This window comes from Pseudoxanthomonas beigongshangi (assembly GCF_016820515.1).
Lineage (GTDB): Bacteria > Pseudomonadota > Gammaproteobacteria > Xanthomonadales > Xanthomonadaceae > Pseudoxanthomonas_A > Pseudoxanthomonas_A beigongshangi.
In genome coordinates, this window is record NZ_JADHDV010000002.1 from 59,850 (window position 1) to 75,399 (window position 15,550).

Annotated in this window: 12 protein-coding genes; all 12 read right to left on the reverse strand. The window is 69.3% G+C overall.

What is annotated here, in order from left to right; genetic code table 11:
• Positions 1–2 precede the first annotated feature (2 nt).
• Complete coding sequence (locus IQ458_RS01760; protein ID WP_203321713.1) at positions 3–614, reverse strand: hypothetical protein; 612 nt, start codon at positions 612–614, stop codon at positions 3–5.
• On the reverse strand, positions 611–1,738 hold the full coding sequence (gene carA / locus IQ458_RS01765; RefSeq protein WP_203321714.1) for a glutamine-hydrolyzing carbamoyl-phosphate synthase small subunit: 1,128 nt from the start codon (positions 1,736–1,738) through the stop codon (positions 611–613). Before carA ends, IQ458_RS01760 begins: the two co-directional genes overlap by 4 nt.
• Positions 1,739–1,978: 240 nt before the next feature.
• Positions 1,979–3,832 (reverse strand): carboxypeptidase regulatory-like domain-containing protein, encoded by a 1,854-nt coding sequence (locus tag IQ458_RS01770; protein ID WP_203321715.1) that lies wholly within the window; start codon positions 3,830–3,832, stop codon positions 1,979–1,981.
• Entirely contained in the window at positions 3,829–5,982 is a 2,154-nt protein-coding gene (locus tag IQ458_RS01775; protein WP_203321716.1) for a hypothetical protein, read from the reverse strand. The genes IQ458_RS01770 and IQ458_RS01775 overlap by 4 nt, the downstream gene beginning before the upstream one ends.
• Entirely contained in the window at positions 5,979–7,142 is a 1,164-nt protein-coding gene (locus tag IQ458_RS01780; RefSeq protein WP_203321717.1) for a BatA domain-containing protein, read from the reverse strand. The genes IQ458_RS01775 and IQ458_RS01780 overlap by 4 nt, the downstream gene beginning before the upstream one ends.
• Entirely contained in the window at positions 7,139–8,035 is an 897-nt protein-coding gene (locus IQ458_RS01785; RefSeq protein WP_203321718.1) for a DUF58 domain-containing protein, read from the reverse strand. The genes IQ458_RS01780 and IQ458_RS01785 overlap by 4 nt, the downstream gene beginning before the upstream one ends.
• Before the next feature lie 13 nt (positions 8,036–8,048).
• Entirely contained in the window at positions 8,049–9,044 is a 996-nt protein-coding gene (locus tag IQ458_RS01790) for an AAA family ATPase (RefSeq protein ID WP_203321719.1), read from the reverse strand.
• A 61-nt stretch (positions 9,045–9,105) separates the two neighbouring features.
• The gene (locus IQ458_RS01795) at positions 9,106–9,810 is read right to left on the reverse strand and encodes a DUF4159 domain-containing protein (RefSeq protein ID WP_203321720.1); all 705 of its coding nucleotides are present in this window, start codon (positions 9,808–9,810) and stop codon (positions 9,106–9,108) included.
• Between the two features lie 190 nt (positions 9,811–10,000).
• The gene (locus IQ458_RS01800; RefSeq protein ID WP_192197790.1) at positions 10,001–11,335 is read right to left on the reverse strand and encodes a TldD/PmbA family protein; all 1,335 of its coding nucleotides are present in this window, start codon (positions 11,333–11,335) and stop codon (positions 10,001–10,003) included.
• Positions 11,336–11,432: 97 nt separating this feature from the next.
• On the reverse strand, positions 11,433–13,067 hold the full coding sequence (locus IQ458_RS01805; RefSeq protein ID WP_203321721.1) for a TldD/PmbA family protein: 1,635 nt from the start codon (positions 13,065–13,067) through the stop codon (positions 11,433–11,435).
• Between the two features lie 374 nt (positions 13,068–13,441).
• A complete protein-coding gene (gene dapB, locus IQ458_RS01810) occupies positions 13,442–14,161 on the reverse strand; it encodes a 4-hydroxy-tetrahydrodipicolinate reductase (RefSeq protein WP_203321722.1) in 720 nt (239 codons plus the stop codon).
• Positions 14,162–14,307: 146 nt separating this feature from the next.
• Positions 14,308–15,501 carry an aminotransferase-like domain-containing protein gene (locus IQ458_RS01815; protein WP_203321723.1) on the reverse strand — a complete coding sequence of 398 codons (1,194 nt, stop codon included), beginning with the start codon at positions 15,499–15,501 and terminating at the stop codon, positions 14,308–14,310.
• Positions 15,502–15,550: the final 49 nt, after the last annotated feature.

Here is a 15,550-nt window from a genome sequence, read left to right on the forward strand (position 1 = left end):
GCTTACTCGAAGAATTTCGGGGGGATGCCGCAGGCATCGGAGATTTCGGTGGCCATCGCCGCCAGTTGGGCATCGCTGGCCGAGGGCTGGTCCTCATCCTGATCGGTGAATTCACCGTAGCCGGACAGCTCGCGCAGGCGGCGGTACTGCGAACCGTAGGCGAAGGTCATGAAGGACACGAGCCGATCCGGCGGCATGCTGCTCGGGTCGAATCCCTGCCCTTCCCCGGCCAGCGCGTTGTCGATGGAAAATCCACCCAGTTCCTTCATCGCGTCGCCGGCGCCCTCGTCCAGCAGTTTCAGCGCGGCCTGGAACTCGTCCGGCGCCTGGTCGGCGTAGGCATCGACGGCGCGCCGCTTGCGGGCCACGAACGCCGGCCGGGCGACTTGCTGGCTGAAGCAGGCGCGCTGCTTGCCATCCAGTTCCGCCTCCAGCGCCTTCGGATCCTTTTCCATCAACTGGGCGAAGATGCGATGGATCGGGAACATGTCGACCAGATACTCGGTCATCCGCTCGCGGGCCACGGCATCGACCGTGGCCGGCGCGGCCGCGGCGGTGCCGGCGCTGGTCAGCAATCCCGCGGCCAGCAGGAGACGCAGCCGCACAGGGCTCACGCCGCGCGTTCCATGCTGGCGACGAAGCGGTCGAACAGCGGCGAGACGTCATGCGGGCCGGGCGAGGCTTCCGGGTGGCCCTGGAAGGAAAACGCCGGCGCGTCGGTCAATTCGATGCCCTGGTTGGTGCCATCGAACAGCGAGCGGTGGATGACCCGCACGTTGGCCGGCAGGCTGGACTCGTCGACCGCGAAGCCGTGGTTCTGCGAGGTGATCATCACCCGGCCGGAATCCAGGTCCTGCACCGGATGGTTGGCGCCGTGGTGGCCGTGGCCCATCTTGAGGGTCTTGGCGCCGGCGGCCAGCGCCAGCAGCTGATGGCCCAGGCAGATGCCGAAAGTCGGGATTTTCTTCGCCACGAACTCGCGGATGGCGGCAATCGCGTAATCGCAGGGTTCCGGGTCGCCGGGGCCGTTGGACAGGAAAATGCCACCCGGATTCAGCGCCAGCGCGTCGGTGGCCGACGTCTGCGCCGGCACCACCGTCACCTCGCAGCCGCGTTCGGCCAGCATGCGCAGGATGTTGTGCTTGACGCCGAAGTCATAGGCCACGACCTTGAACTTCGGTTCGGCGTGGACGAACTCGCCGCGATCCAGATCCAGCTGGCCGTCCTTCCAGGCATAGCGTTCGGTGGTGGACACCACCTTGGCCAGATCCATGCCCTTCAGGCCGGGGAACTTGCGCGCCGCTTCCAGCGCCTTGTCCACGTCCACGTCCGCGCCGGCCATCAGCGCGCCGTTCTGGGCGCCACGATCGCGCAGGATGCGGGTGAGCTTGCGGGTGTCGATGCCGGCGATGGCGACGATGCCGCGGGCGATCAGCCACTCCGGCAGCGCCACCTGGCTGCGCCAGCTGCTGGGCCGGCGCGGTACGTCGCGCACGATCAGGCCGGCGCCCCAGACCTGGCGCGCTTCGTCGTCCTGGTCGGTGCAGCCGGTGTTGCCGATGTGGGGATAGGTCAGGGTGACCAGCTGGCGGGCGTAGGACGGGTCGGTCAGGATTTCCTGGTAACCGGTCATCGCGGTGTTGAACACCACTTCGCCAACGGAAAGGCCGTCTGCGCCTACGGATTCGCCCTCGAATACGGTGCCGTCTTCGAGTACGAGGATTGCGGGTTGAGTCACGGGGTTCGCCTTGGGGTGGAGGAACCCTGCCCCTCCGACTTGCGGCTGCAAGAAACCGCGGACTCGGCGTTTTTCCGGTCCGGGGCGGTAGGTAACAGGCGAGCGGGAATTATACGGGCGAGCCCCCTCCCGCGCTACAGTTTTTTGACCGATCCACACGCCGTCCGCCGGCGGCGCGCCCGCTGTTCAGTCTGCGGGCGCGCGGAAAAGGCCGCTTTCACGGGGACCGCGTTTCCTGCGTCAGGGCGCCTCCGCGCCGTCCGCTCGCGACGTCCCGGCCGGCACCGGACGCCCCAAGCGCGAACGTTCGAACCACCACAGCACGCCGGCGAAACACAGCCACCCCAGCCACCACGGCCAGGCGCTGCCGCGCCCCTCCGGCACGCCGCCGGTGGCCGCCACACGCGCGGGCCGGTCACCGACCAGCCGCAGGGTGGCCTCGCGCAATGCCATCGCCCGCAAACCAGGCGCCTCGCCGGGCGCGCGGACCGCGAACGGCCATTCCGCCTCGCCCATGCGGAGCCGATGCCATCCCCCGCGCGTGGGCCAATAGCCGGCACAGCCCGCCGCACCACCGGCGGGATCCGGCAACAGGGTCGCGACGGCACCATCGGGCGCGGTCACCCGCGCCTGGCCGGTGATGCCGCACACGCGCACGCGCTGACCGGCGCGTGCATCCTGTTCGAACACCGGTGCGGCGCCACCGCGCGCGCGCGCCAGGGTGGCGAAGGTTCCGCTCCACAGTTCCGCGTGCAGATCGTCGCGGCCGGCGAGCGTCAACCGGTAGGTGTCGGTCAGGGGCCACACGCCGATCCGGCCGCGTCCCTCCGCCCGCCAGCTCGCCAGCGATTTTCCCGCGGCGTCACGCACCAGGGAGACCGCGTCGGCGCTGTCATCGCGCAGATTGCGCCGGCTCAATGCCGGCGCGCCGATGGCGTCGGTATCGACCGGCGTGTCCCGGCTGCCGGCGCCCTGGCGTGCGCGCAGGCCGTCGTCATCGCGTTCGGGAACCACCAGCCGGACTTCGTTGCCGTCGCCGCCTCCGGACACCGCCAGGCCCAGTGCCCGCAGTTGCCGGCGGGAGCCGTCCGACAACGGTCCTTCCACCCGCAGCAGCACGCCCAATCCTGCGCGCACGGCGGTCACCAGCGCCGTGCGCGACCCATCACCCAGCGTGGCCCAGCTGCGATCGTCGAGCACCAGCAGGTCGAAGCGTTCGAAGGTGGCGGCGTTCAACGCGAGCGGCGCATCGCCCAGTTGCATGCCCGCGCCGACCTGGAGCTGGACGTGCGGCGTCATCCCCGCATCGACCATCCAGCGACGCAGGTATTTCAGTTCGGGATTGGGCGCGGCGGCCAGCACCAGCACGCGTGGCGGCGGTTCGCCCGCCACCCGGATCGGCACCTCCACGGTCTCCACCGCACCGCGCGATCGATCGGACAACCGCAGGCGGAACCCCACTTGTCCCGGCGCGCGCGCGGTGCCGCCAACGCTGAAGTCACCTGTCGCCGACGGCGTCGCCGCATCCACCCGGCGGCCGGCCGGATCCAGCAGTTCCACCACCCCGCCCTCCAGCGCGTGCACGCGGCCGGTGACGACGAATGCGGCGCCGGGCGCAACCTGCGCCGGTGCGTCCAGGCGGACCAGCCCGCGCGGCAACGGCGTGGCGGCGAAGCGCAGGCTGTAGTCGCGTGCGGCTTCGAGATCTCGCGGTTCCAGGCCGGCGCCGACGACATGGAGTTGTCGCATGCCCGGATACCGCCGCAGCGCGGTGGCCAGATCCGGTACCCTTTCCGCATCCGGCGTGGCGGGCGCTTCAGGGAGTGCGATCACCCCATCGCCCGGAACGCGCGCGGTGCGCGGCGCCTGCGCACCGGCGGTGAGCACGGTCAGGGTGCCGCGCTGGCCTGGAACCGTTGGCGGCATCAGCGCGAAGTACAGCAGCAGCGCGTAAACCGGCTGCGCCAGCAACAGCACCAGCAGACGCCAGCGGCGCGCGGGTTCGGACGCACGCCGCTGCCACCAGAACAGGCGCGCGATGGCGAGCACGGCGGCGAGCGCGAGCAATCCCGCCAGCAGCGTGGCCGGGGTCATGGCGCCCGCTCCCGTCGCAACGCATCCAGGTAGCGTTCGCCGGCGGCATCGGTGGCACGGCGTTGCACCTGTGCCGGCGGACGCACCAGCACCGGCCACAACCGTTCGCGCAGGCGCTGGCGGCAGGCCAGGCAGGCCGGATCGCCACGCACCGCGTCGATGGCGGCGAACAGCGACAGCGGATCGGCCACGCGGGTTTCGTTGTCGCGCAGCCAGCGTTGCAGCGCGTCGAGATCCGGCGCGGCGCCTTTTGTTCCCTCCGCGGCCTCTTCCAGCGCCTTCCACGCAGCGGCGGGCACCGCGTCGCCCGTCGCCGCCGGCGCGATGGCGAGTTCGCGGCGCGCCAGTCCGTCGCGCTTGCCGGTGAGCCGGCGGCTTTCGTCGATGGGCGGCAGTTCCGGTCCCACCCGCGCCAGGTAGATGCGGCTGGCCTGCTGCACTTCCTTGATGTAGCCCAGCGCCTTGTAGGCGAACGGCAGCGCCTGATCCGGACGTCCCTGGCGCAGGTGCAGCTCCGATTGCCACATCTGGTCCAGCGCCTGCTTCAGCGTCGCGCGGGTTTCGGGATCCAGCAGGGTCGCCGCTTCGGCGTGATCGTGGGTATGGCCGTACTCGGCCAGCACGTCCTGTTCCCGGCCCATGCCTTGCGGCGCCTCCGCGGAAGCAGGTGCGGATGCGGATGCGGTGTCGCCATGATCGTGGCCGTCGTCGTCGTGATGCGTTTCTTCGGCGTCGTTGGTCGGCGGCGGCTCGGGCTCGCCTTCGGCCTCCTCGCCCAGGAACTGGCCGTAACGCAGTCGCAGGATGCGCTGGTCCACGCCGATTTCGTCCGAACGCCGCAGGAAGCGATCCGCGGCGAGTCGGCGCTTGTCCTTCTGCAGGGCCTCGGCGTCGAGGATGATCTGGCGCTGGCTGCGGAAGTAGGCCGGCAGCACCTTCTTGACCATCCCTTCCAGCGCGCCGTTCTCGTTGCCCGCATCGGCGGGCCAGCGCAGGATCAGGCCGGGACTGCGCGCGGACTGCGGCCGTGGCTGGCGGTTGTCCGCCACCGTCAGCTGGACGATCAGATCGTCACCGACCGCGAAACCCGCCTCCGCCAGATCCAGCGCGATGTCGAAGCGCCGCGCGGTCGCGGCGCCCTTGCCGGCCACGACCCGCGTGCGTTCGCGGAACTGGATGTTCTCGCCGCTGCCCTGCGCCAGAATCACCCGCAACTGCGCCTGCGCGGCGACGCCATGGTCGTCCTTCACCTCGAAGGACAGCGGCCAGCGACGCTGTCCCGGCGCCAGCAGGCTGAGACCGCGATCCGGCGCCAGCACCGTGATCTGCGGCGGGCGATCGGCAATGGCGTCGATGCGATGCAGGCGCGGTGCGGGCTGCGCGGGCGCGCCCTGCGGCAACACCCGGTACAGCACCGACTGGTCCAGGGTCATGCTGGTGGTCCAGAGATCGCCGTCGCGGGTCAGCGCGATGCGCCGGCCCTGATGGAAAACCAGTTCGGCCGCGGCCGGCTGCGGGGCGAAGCGCAGCGTCCAGGTCAGGCGGGAACCGGCCGGCGCGCGGGTGTCCAGGCGGGCTTCGTCGCGTGCGGTTTGCCGCGTATAGGCGGGCGGGACGATGCGCAGCTGCTGTCCGACCAGGCGCGGGACGCCGGCGATCACCGGCACTTGTTCGTCACTGGGCGCGAGCCTGGCCGGCGCCGGCTTCGGCGTCGGCCACGCCAGCAGCAGCGTGGCCGCCAGCAGGCCACCGGCCCAGCCCGCGATCAGCCAGCGCCGCGACCGGGCAGGCCGCAGTGCGGACGCGGGCACTGCGGCCAGGCGCGGTTGCAAGCGCGCGCGCTGCAAGCGCTGCAACGGATTCAGCCGCGCCGGTTCGGCGAACAGCAGATCGCTGCTGTCCTCCATCTCGCCGCGCGCGTCCAGCCGTTCCACCAGCCAATGCGCATCGAACCGGCGCGCGCGCCAGGCGGCCATCGTCGCCAGCAACACCGCGCCAGCCGCGCCGGCGATCAGCACCGCGCTGGCGCCACCGCATCGCCAGCCCGACAGCAACGCCACCGCCAGCCACGGCAACCCGGCCAGCGCGGTATCGAGGACCGCGCGTCGTTGCGCGGTGGCCAGCAGACCTGGCAGCACGGCTGAACTCATGGCGCGGCGCTCCGCCTGCGCGAGGTCGCCCAGCCACGTTCCAGCACCAGCAACAGCGCTATCAACATCGCCAGCCAGGGCTGCAGATCGCGGGGCGCCTGCGGATAGGCCGCCGCGCCGGACAGGGGTATGTAGTCACGCGCGGCCACCCGCGCAGGCGCCGGCATCGGCTCGGCGAACAGTTCGCGCAGCCGCGCCGGAAACACCGGTTCCAGCAGTTGCGGCATGACCGAAGGCTGCAACGGACGGGTGAAGCGCAGTACGCGTCCCTGCCCCAGCGCGCCACCCTCGACGATCGTCGCGCCGGTTTCGTCGGTCCAGTAGGGCGTCATCGCGCCGACATCGCCGATCCGTGCCTGTGCATCCAGCAATGCCGTGCCGCCCGCGGCGATCCATCGGCGAATCGCCGGGGGAACCGCGCCCGGCGCCAGCCAGATCAATGCACGTGCATCGCCGGCCAATGGCTGCCCGGTATCCGCCACCGAGAGTCGGGTCGGGATCGCGGTTCCGCCACTCCAGCTCTCGACCGCCGCGCGCAGGTAACGCAGCGCGTCCTGCCGAGCTGGCGCATGACGCACGGACAGAACGGGCGGCTCGGTCGCGCCGCGCTGGAACGCCGATGGCGGCAAACGCGGCAGCTCGCGCCAGTCGACGGCGCGCGACAGCCGCGGGCGCTCGCCGTCCGCGCCATCGAACCAGGCGGGCATCCCCACCGTCAGCGCGACCTCCGGCGGCAGATCCGCATCCAGTTCGCGCAGCAGGCTGGCGGTGGGCCCCGGCGAAGCCGGCGCGGGCGAATCCAGGGGTGGAAATCCCGGCGCCAGCCAACGCGATTCCGAATCCGTTCCGCCCCACTGGCGCGCGACGCTCGCGTCCACCTCCGGCGACACCACGACCCACGGTGTTCCGCCATGGATGCCTTGCAGGACCGGCCGCGCCAGCCACAGCGCGAGCAGGGCCAGCAGCAGCAGGCGCAGGAGCAGCAAACCGCGTTCGTCGAAGCGGATGCGATGGCGTGGGCGCGGCTTCTGGCGCAGCCAGCGCAGCGCGGCGAAATCGGTCGGACGCTGTTCGCTGCGCCGCGCCAGATGAACCAGCAGCGGCAGCAGCAGCGCGCCGAGGGCAGCCAGCGCGGCGGGCAGCAGCAACGCCAGGCTCATGCGTATTCCGCCGCGTCACGCGCGCCGAACAGCCGTCGCAGCGGCAGATCCAGTGGCTGATCCAGGAAGTGCTCGGCATGGCGGATGCCGCTGGCATCCAGGCGCGCCTTGAGCGCGCGCTGGGCTCCGGTAAAACGTGCAAGATAGTCGGCGCGCATCGCCGCGCCATCGCCCAGCAGTTCCTCGCCGGTTTCCGGATCCCGGAAACGGTAGCCGCCGGTGAACGGAAAATCGCGCTCCTCCACGGTGAGCAGGGTGATCACCAGCACCTCGCGCCGCGCCGCCGCCAGGCGCTCGGCGATGGCCACGCTGGCCTCGTCGAAGCAATCGCCCAGCAGCACCACCAAATCACCGGCGCCGACGCGCTCCCACAGCGGGGTGAGCTGTTCCGGCTCGGGAAACGCCCCCTGCGCGGCCAGGCCGTGCAGTTCCAGCAGCAGGCGATCGCGCTGGCGGATGCCGGTGGCCGGCGCGACCAGCCGCAGCCCGTCCGCACGCAAGGCCACCAGTCCGAACCGGTCGCCTTGCCGCAGCGCCAGTTCGCCCAGGCAGGCCGCCAGCGCCTTGGCCGCATGCAACCGCGACCAGCCGGGATTCGCGCCGTCCGCCTGCGCCATCGAGGCACTGGCGTCTATCAGGATCCACAGCGCCAGCGGGCTTTCGCGTTCGGCCTCGCGCACGAAGAAGCGATCCGAACGCGCGTACAGTTTCCAGTCGATCTGGCGCGGTTCGTCGCCCGGCTCATAGGCGCGGTACTGGGCGAACTCCAACCCCGCCCCGCGGCTGCGGCTGCGATGCAGGCCGATGCCCTGCCCGCCGATCGCGCGACGCGAGGTCAGCCGCAGATCCTTCAGGCGGCTCCGTACCTCGGGCGGGATCGGGTCGTACGACATCGGAGGTGGACGGTCAGGACCGTGCCAGCGGCACGTCACGCAGCAGCGCGGCAATCACGTCGTCGGCGCTCTTCTGCTCGGCTTCGGCGGCGAACGACAACAGCAGGCGATGGCGCATCACCGGCGCGGCCAGCGCGGCGACGTCCTCGCGGGTCGCGGCCAGGCGCCCGTGCAGCAGCGCCCGCGCCTTGGCGGCCAGCACCAGCGACTGCCCGGCGCGCGGACCGGCGCCCCATTTGACGTATTTGCGCACTTCCTCCGGCGCGCCATCGGCGGGGCGGCTCGCGCGCACCAGCCGGGTGATCCAGCGCAGCAGGTCCTCGCCCAGGTGGACCTGGCGCACGTACCGCTGCAGCATCAGCACGTCCGCGCCCTGCATCACCCGCGGCACTTCGCCCAACTGGCTGCCGGTGGTCTGCAGCAGGATGTCGTGCTCCTCCTGCTCGCTGGGATAGTCCACCCGGATGTGCAGCAGGAAGCGGTCCAACTGCGCTTCGGGCAGCGGATAGGTGCCGGCCTGCTCCAGCGGATTCTGGGTCGCGAGCACGAAGAACGGCGTCGGCAGCGCGTGGGTGACGCCGGCATAGCTGACGGTGCGTTCCTGCATCGCTTCCAGCAGCGCGGCCTGGGTCTTGGGCGGGGTGCGGTTGAGTTCGTCGGCCAGCAGCAGGTTCGTGAACACCGGACCGGGCTGGAAACGGAAGCGACGATGGCCGGTGCCGTGTTCCTCCTCCAGCAGTTCGGTGCCGAGGATGTCGCTGGGCATCAGATCGGGAGTGAACTGCACGCGCCGGAACTGCAGTTCCAGCGCCTGCCCCAGGGTCCTCACCAGCAAGGTCTTGCCCAATCCCGGCACGCCTTCCAGCAGGCAGTGGCCGCCGGCCAGCAGGCCGATCAACAGCTGCTCGACCACGGCTTCCTGGCCGACGATGGCGCGGCCGATGGCGTCGCGCAGGGAGGCCAGCCGATCCAGTTGCGCCCGGATGTCGGTTTCGGAAAGTTCGCTCATCGGAAATCCCGTGGAGAAGAGAGGCGGCAGGACCACGACCGCGCGGTGGCGAAGGTCCGGTTCATGAGTTCAGCGCGTACATGACGATATTGACCGCGAATCTGGTGTTGTCCTCGGCCAGGAACCGCTTGTTGCGCCAGTCGTAGTCCCATTCGCAACCATAGTCCTTGTTGCTGTAGAGCACGCCCAGGCGGCCATTGATTTCGATGCCCTGCAGGTACTCGTGGACCAGATCATCGCCCCAGCCATTGAGTTCGAAGCCGGTGGCCGGGGGACCATCGAAGGTGAAGAAGCTGCGGTACAGGGGATGTTGGTTCGGCAGCTTCTTCATCGCCTTCGCCCCGAAGATCGAGGCCATTTGCGCCTCGAACGACTTGGCGAACAGGCCATCGATGTCGTGGTTGCAGTCGTCCACGAATACAAAGCCGCCGTTGCGCACGTACCGCTCGAAGTTGCGCCGCTCGGCGGGATTGAATTCGACCAGCTTGTGCCCGGCCAGGTAACAGAATGGCGCCGACAGCACCCGCGGATCGGACAGCGCCAGCACGTGTTCCTTCGGATCCACCCGCAATTGGGTGTAGTCGATCAGCGACGTGATCAGGTTGGCCGGCATGCGCTGATCCACGTCCCAGTCGCCTGAGTCGTAGCGCAGGCGGGTGAACCAGAAATCGTAGACGGGCGCCGCCCGTGCCGCGCGGGGCGAAGCGCCGAGCAGCACACCGGCGAGGCCGCCGGCCATCAGGCGCAGGAACTCGGCACGGGTCATGCCCGCGCCCCCGTCGCCCATGCCGCCGTGCCTTCACGCACAAGCGGAAGGCGCGGCGGGGACAAGGCGGAATCCATCAACGGCACGGGCATCTCGGAACGATACGGAATTGCGGACGCCGGCCTGTCGCGGGAAGACGCCTCCCCGCCCGCGCGGCCCCCTCCCGCCACCGGGAGAGGACGCGAACGGTTCAAACCGCGTCGGACAGCGAGGTGAAGGTGAAGTCGCGCAGCTTCATCGGCGGGATCATCATCACGAACGAGGATTCGTCGCCGGCCACGCGCACCGGTTTGCCGAGTTCCTCGATGTTGTTGAGCATGATCACCGGCGACTCGTTGAAGCGGAAATTCTTCACCGGGTACTTGATCTCGCCGTTCTCGATGTAGAAGGTGCCGTCGCGGGTCAGTCCGGTCAGCAGCACGGTCTGCGGGTCGACCAGGCGGATGTACCAGGTGCGGGTGACCAGGATGCCCTTCTGGGTGCTCTTCACCAGTTCGGCCGTGGACTTGTCGCCGCCGGCCATCAGCAGGTTGCCGGGCGAGCCGACCGCGCGCTTGCCCTGCTTCTGCGCCCAGAAGCGCGAATAGTCCAGGTTGGCGATCTTGCCGTTCTCGACGATCGCCATCTTCTCGCGCGGCAGGTTCTCGCCATCCCACGGCAGCACCGGCGCGTCCGGATGCCAGGGATCGGCGGTCAGGTTCACCCGCGGGTCGTAGACCTGCTCGCCCAGCTTGTTGCCGCCGCCTTTCTTGGACAGGAAGCTGCGGCCCTCGTCGGCCTGGCGCGCGTCGAAGAAATTCATCATGAAGGAGATCAGGCCCGCGGCCGCGGCCGGTTCCAGGATCACGGTGTACTTGCCCGGCTCCAGCGCCTTGGCATCGGCCGATTCGCTGGCCTTGCGCATGGCGGTGCGAATGTCGCTGTCGGCCTTGAACGCATTGGCGTCCTTCAGGTTGCGGCCGACCCAGCCGGACCCGCGTCCGTCCTCGGTGCGCACGGTGCAGGTGTAGTCGAAGCTGGTGGCGCGCTGGTAGCCGAAGTTGCCCTTGCTGTTGGCGAAGGCGACGAAGCTCTGGCCGTCCTCAAGGAAACCGGCGGCGATCAACTTCTCCGCCTTGCAGGGATCGATGGACGCCTTGGCCACCTCGGCACGGAACTCCGGGGTGATGGCGGCGGTGGATTCGCTGAAGGTGGGACTGGCCTGGTAGGTCTGCTTGTCGATGGCCGGCATGAACTCGGGGTTCTCCGGCGCCAGCCGGGCCAGATCCTCGGCACGGCGGACCACGCGTTCCAGTGCGGCATCGTCGAACTCGTTGATGGTCGCCACGCCCACGCGCTTGCCGAACGCCACCTGCACCGCCAGGTCGGCGTTGCTGACGATGCCGCTGGTGGACACGTCGTTGAGCGCGAAGCGGATGTTGCCGCTGATGCTGCCGCTCAGGCTTGCCGTGCACTCGTCGGCCTTGGATAGCGCGATGACCTTGTCCAGGATGGCCTTGGCCTGCGCTTCGGTAAGGATGCTCATGTTCTGGGATTCTCTCGTAGAGCGGAGCGCGCTCCGCTGCCTTTCGCTGTCGGGGACCTCGGGGTTCGGCGGAACCGGGCAAGCCCGGCTCCACGCCTCAACCCAGGCTGCGGGCGGTATTGATCACGTTGATGCCGTTGAAACGCGCGGTGGAGGAACCGTGCGAGACCGCCGACACCTGTCCGGGCTGGCCCTTGCCGTCGAAGAACGAACCGCCCAGGCGGTAATCGCTTTCGTCGCACACCGCCGCGCAGGCGTTCCAGAACTCCGGCGTGCGGATCTGGTAGGCCACGTCCTCGATCTGCTGGGTGATCTTGCCGTTCTTGATTTCGTAGAACAGCTGGCCGCCGAACTGCGCGTTGTAGCGCTGCTGGTCGATGGAGAACGAACCGTCGCCGATGATGTAGATGCCGTTCTCGACATCCTTGATCATGTCCGCCACGCTCAGCTTCTGCTTGCCCGGCTGCAGCGAGACGTTGGCCATGCGCTGGAACTGCACGCTCGACCAGGAGTCGGCATAGCAGCAGCCGTCCGATTCGGTCTTGCCCAGGATGTGCGCCTGATCGCGGATGGTCTGGTAGTCCACCAGTTTGCCGTCGGTGATCAGGTTCCAGCGCTTGGTCTTCACTCCTTCGTCGTCGTAGCCCACCGCGCCCAGGCTGCCGGGCTGGACCTTGTCGGCGAAGAGGGTGACCTTGTCGCTGCCGTACTGGAACGCCGCCTCGCGCTTGTCCAGGGTGGCGAAGCTGGTGCCGGCGTAGTTGGCCTCGTAGCCCAGCACGCGGTCCAGCTCCAGCGGGTGGCCGACCGATTCGTGGATGGTCAGCCAGGTATGCGAGGGATCCAGCACCAGATCGTACTTGCCGGGCTTCACCGAAGGCGCCTTGAGCTTGGCGCGCGCCTGCCTGGCCGCGGCGATGGCGTCTTCCTTCATGTCGTAGGACAGGCCGTAGTTGACCACGCCGTTTGGCGAGGTCACCTTGCCGGAGGCGTCGCCGTCCAGGTATTCGAAGCCCATGCCCATCGGCGCGGACAGACCGTCGCGGGTGCGGAACTTGCCGCTGGCCTTGTCGATGGCGGTGACGGTCATCGGCACCCAGATGCGGTGGATGTCCTGGTCGATGTAGGAACCATCGGTGCTGGCGAAGTACTTCTGTTCGTTGACCAGGAACAGCATCGAGTTGACGAAATCCGCGCCGGCGTTGATCGCGGCGGCGTTGACGCCCAGCAGCAGATCCGCCTTGTCCTTGATCGGCACCGCCATCGCGTTCTTGCGGATAGGCGTCTTCCACGCCACCTCGCCCACGCCCGGCGTGGCCGCCAGTTGCACCGGCTTGCCCTGCACCTTGCTGTTGGCCTTGGCGATCGCGGCGGCCTGCTGCGCGGCCGTCGCCACGCCCTGCGCGGTCAGCTCGTGGGTGGCGGCGAAACCCCAGGCGCCGTTGGCGATCACGCGGATGCCGACACCGGTGGACTCGGTGTTGACCACGTTCTGCACCTTGTCCTCGCGGGTGATCACGAACTGGCGCAGGTAGCGTCCGATGCGCACGTCGCAGTAGCTGGCGCCCGCCTCCTTGGCCGCGGTCATGGCGGTGTCGGCCAGGCGCTTCTTCAGGCCGACATCGAGGGAGCTCTGCAATTCCTCGGCGGCGATGGCCTTGCCGAAGTAGGCCGGCAGCATCAGGCCGCCGAGGCTGAGGCCGCTGTAGGCCAGGAAGTCACGTCTGCGCAAGGCTTGCTCTCCAGCGATGAGCCCCGCAGCGCGGAGCTGGAACGGAACGGAATGAAGCGGGACGAAGCGGAATTGCGATGTGGCGGGTGCGTGCCGGATTCTTGCCGGTGGCTGAATGGTCCGTCAAATGACTTTCGGCATAGAAGCGATGCCTTCCGGCGCAATTCCCTCGGCCGCCGCGGCGAGGTGGTCCCGGCTTCGCATCGCAGCGTCCGCCCGCGTCCGTGGACGCAAGCGGCGCGCATGGTTCATCGCACCCGCGAGCGGCGGAGCGCGCGGTCGGCGATGCGAAAGCGACTCCGCTTCCCGGTTTCGTTTCCACGCGCGCCACGCCCGTCCCCGCAGGCGGATGGCTCGCCCATGCGGGCAAAGGCTCAGTCGAGCAGATCGCGGACGCGATATTGACCGGCTGCGCGGCCGGCCAGGCGCCCGGCCACATGCAGGGCGCCGCGCGCGAAGATGTCTCGGTTGGTGGCACGGTGGACCAGTTCGATGCGTTCACCCAGGCCGGTGAACTGCACCAGATGCTCGCCGACGATGTCGCCGGCACGCAGGCTGGCGTAATGCACCGGCGCGCCTGCCGAACCGGCCGCCTCGCCCAGCGTGAGCGCGGTGCCCGAGGGCGCGTCCTTCTTGTGGACGTGGTGTGACTCGACCACGTCGCAATCCCAACCGCCCAGCGCGGCGGCGGCGCGTTCGACAAGTTCGGTCAGCACCGCCACGCCCAGGCTGAAGTTGGAGGCCCACACCAGCGGGATCCGGCCGGCCGCCTGCGCCAGCGCTTGCCGCTGCGCCTCGTCCAGACCGGTGGTGCCGGACACCAGCGCCGCGCCGCGCTGCACGCACAGCGTCAGCACCGGGTCGAAACCCTCGGGCAGGCTGAAATCGATGGCCACGTCGAACGCCGGCACGCCGCCCAGCTCACTGGCGGCGAAATACGGCACGCCTTCCACCACCCGCTGCGCGGGCGATTTGCGCATCACCGCCGCGACCACCTGCAACCGCTGAGGCTGTTCGGCGGCCAGGCGCAACAGGGCCTGGCCCATGCGCCCGGAGGCGCCGTGGATGAGGATGCGGGTGGGCGTGGTTTCCATGCCCGGCATGGTAGCCGAGCCGGCCCCATGGGCGAAGATGGCGGCCTGCTTTCCTTGTGGGAGCGACGTGAGTCGCGAACGGGCCGCCAGGACTTCCTGGGTATCGCGACTCACGTCGCTCCCACAGGGCGCCCTACAGGGATGCCTCACGCCACCGCGGCAGCGATTTCCTCGCGCACCAGGGTGCCCAGCCGCGCCATGCCCTGCTCGATCTTCTCGGCCGACACGGTCACGAACGACAGCCGCAGGGTGTTCGGTTGCGGATCGACCGCGAAGAACGGCGCGCCCGGCACGAATGCGACATTCTGTTCGATCGCCCGGGCCAGCAGCGCGCCGGCGTCTACGTCTTCCGGCAGCGTGACCCAGATGAACATGCCGCCGGCCGGGCGGTTCCATTTCGCCTCGGCGGGGAAATGGCGCTGCAACGCGGACAGCATCAGTTCGCACTGATCGCCGTAGAGCTTGCGGATCTCGGGAATGTGGCGATCCAGGAACCCGCCCTGCACCGCCTCGAACACGATCCGCTGCGAGAACGACGGGGTATGCAGATCCGCGGCCTGCTTGGCCTGCACCAGCTTGGCGTGCAGCGGTTCGGGCGCGATCAGATAGCCCAGCCGCAGGCCCGGCGCCAGCACCTTGGAGAACGACCCCATGTAGACCACGTTGTCCGGATCCATCGACAGCAGGCTGGGCAACTGTTCGCCCCGGTAACTCAGCTCGCCGTACGGGTCATCCTCGACCACCAGCACACCGGCGGCGCGGGCTCGCGCGATCAGCGCGCGCCGGCGTTCCAGCGGCAGGCGCCGGCCGGTCGGGTTCTGGAAATTCGGCAGGCAGTACATGAAGCGGCCGCCGCGCAGTTGCGCTTCGTCCAGCGCATCCACCACGATGCCCTCGTCGTCGCTGCGCATCGACGAGAACGCCGGCTGGAACAGCGAGAACGCCTGCAGCGCGCCGAGATAGCTGGGCGTTTCCACCAGCACCTTGCTGCCCTCGTCGATCAGCACCTTGCCCAGCAGATCCAGGCCCTGTTGCGAACCGGTGGTGATCAGCACCTGGCCGGGGCGGACGGTCACGCCATCGCGGCTGTGGCGCGCGGCCACCCATTCGCGCAGCGGAGTGAAGCCTTCGGTCGGTCCGTACTGCAACGCGGCCTGCGGCGCCTCGGCGAACACCTTGTCGGTGGCCTCCTGCATGCGCGCGATCGGAAACGTGGCCGGCGACGGCAATCCGCCCGCGAAGGAAATGACTTCCGGACGTTCGGTGACCTTGAGGATTTCGCGGATCGCCGAGCTGGTCAGCGCCTGCGCACGGCGGGACAGGGTGAAATGGCTGTTCATCGGCGCAGTGTAACGGGGATATCGGCGCGTGCCGTTTCGCACTGCGCCA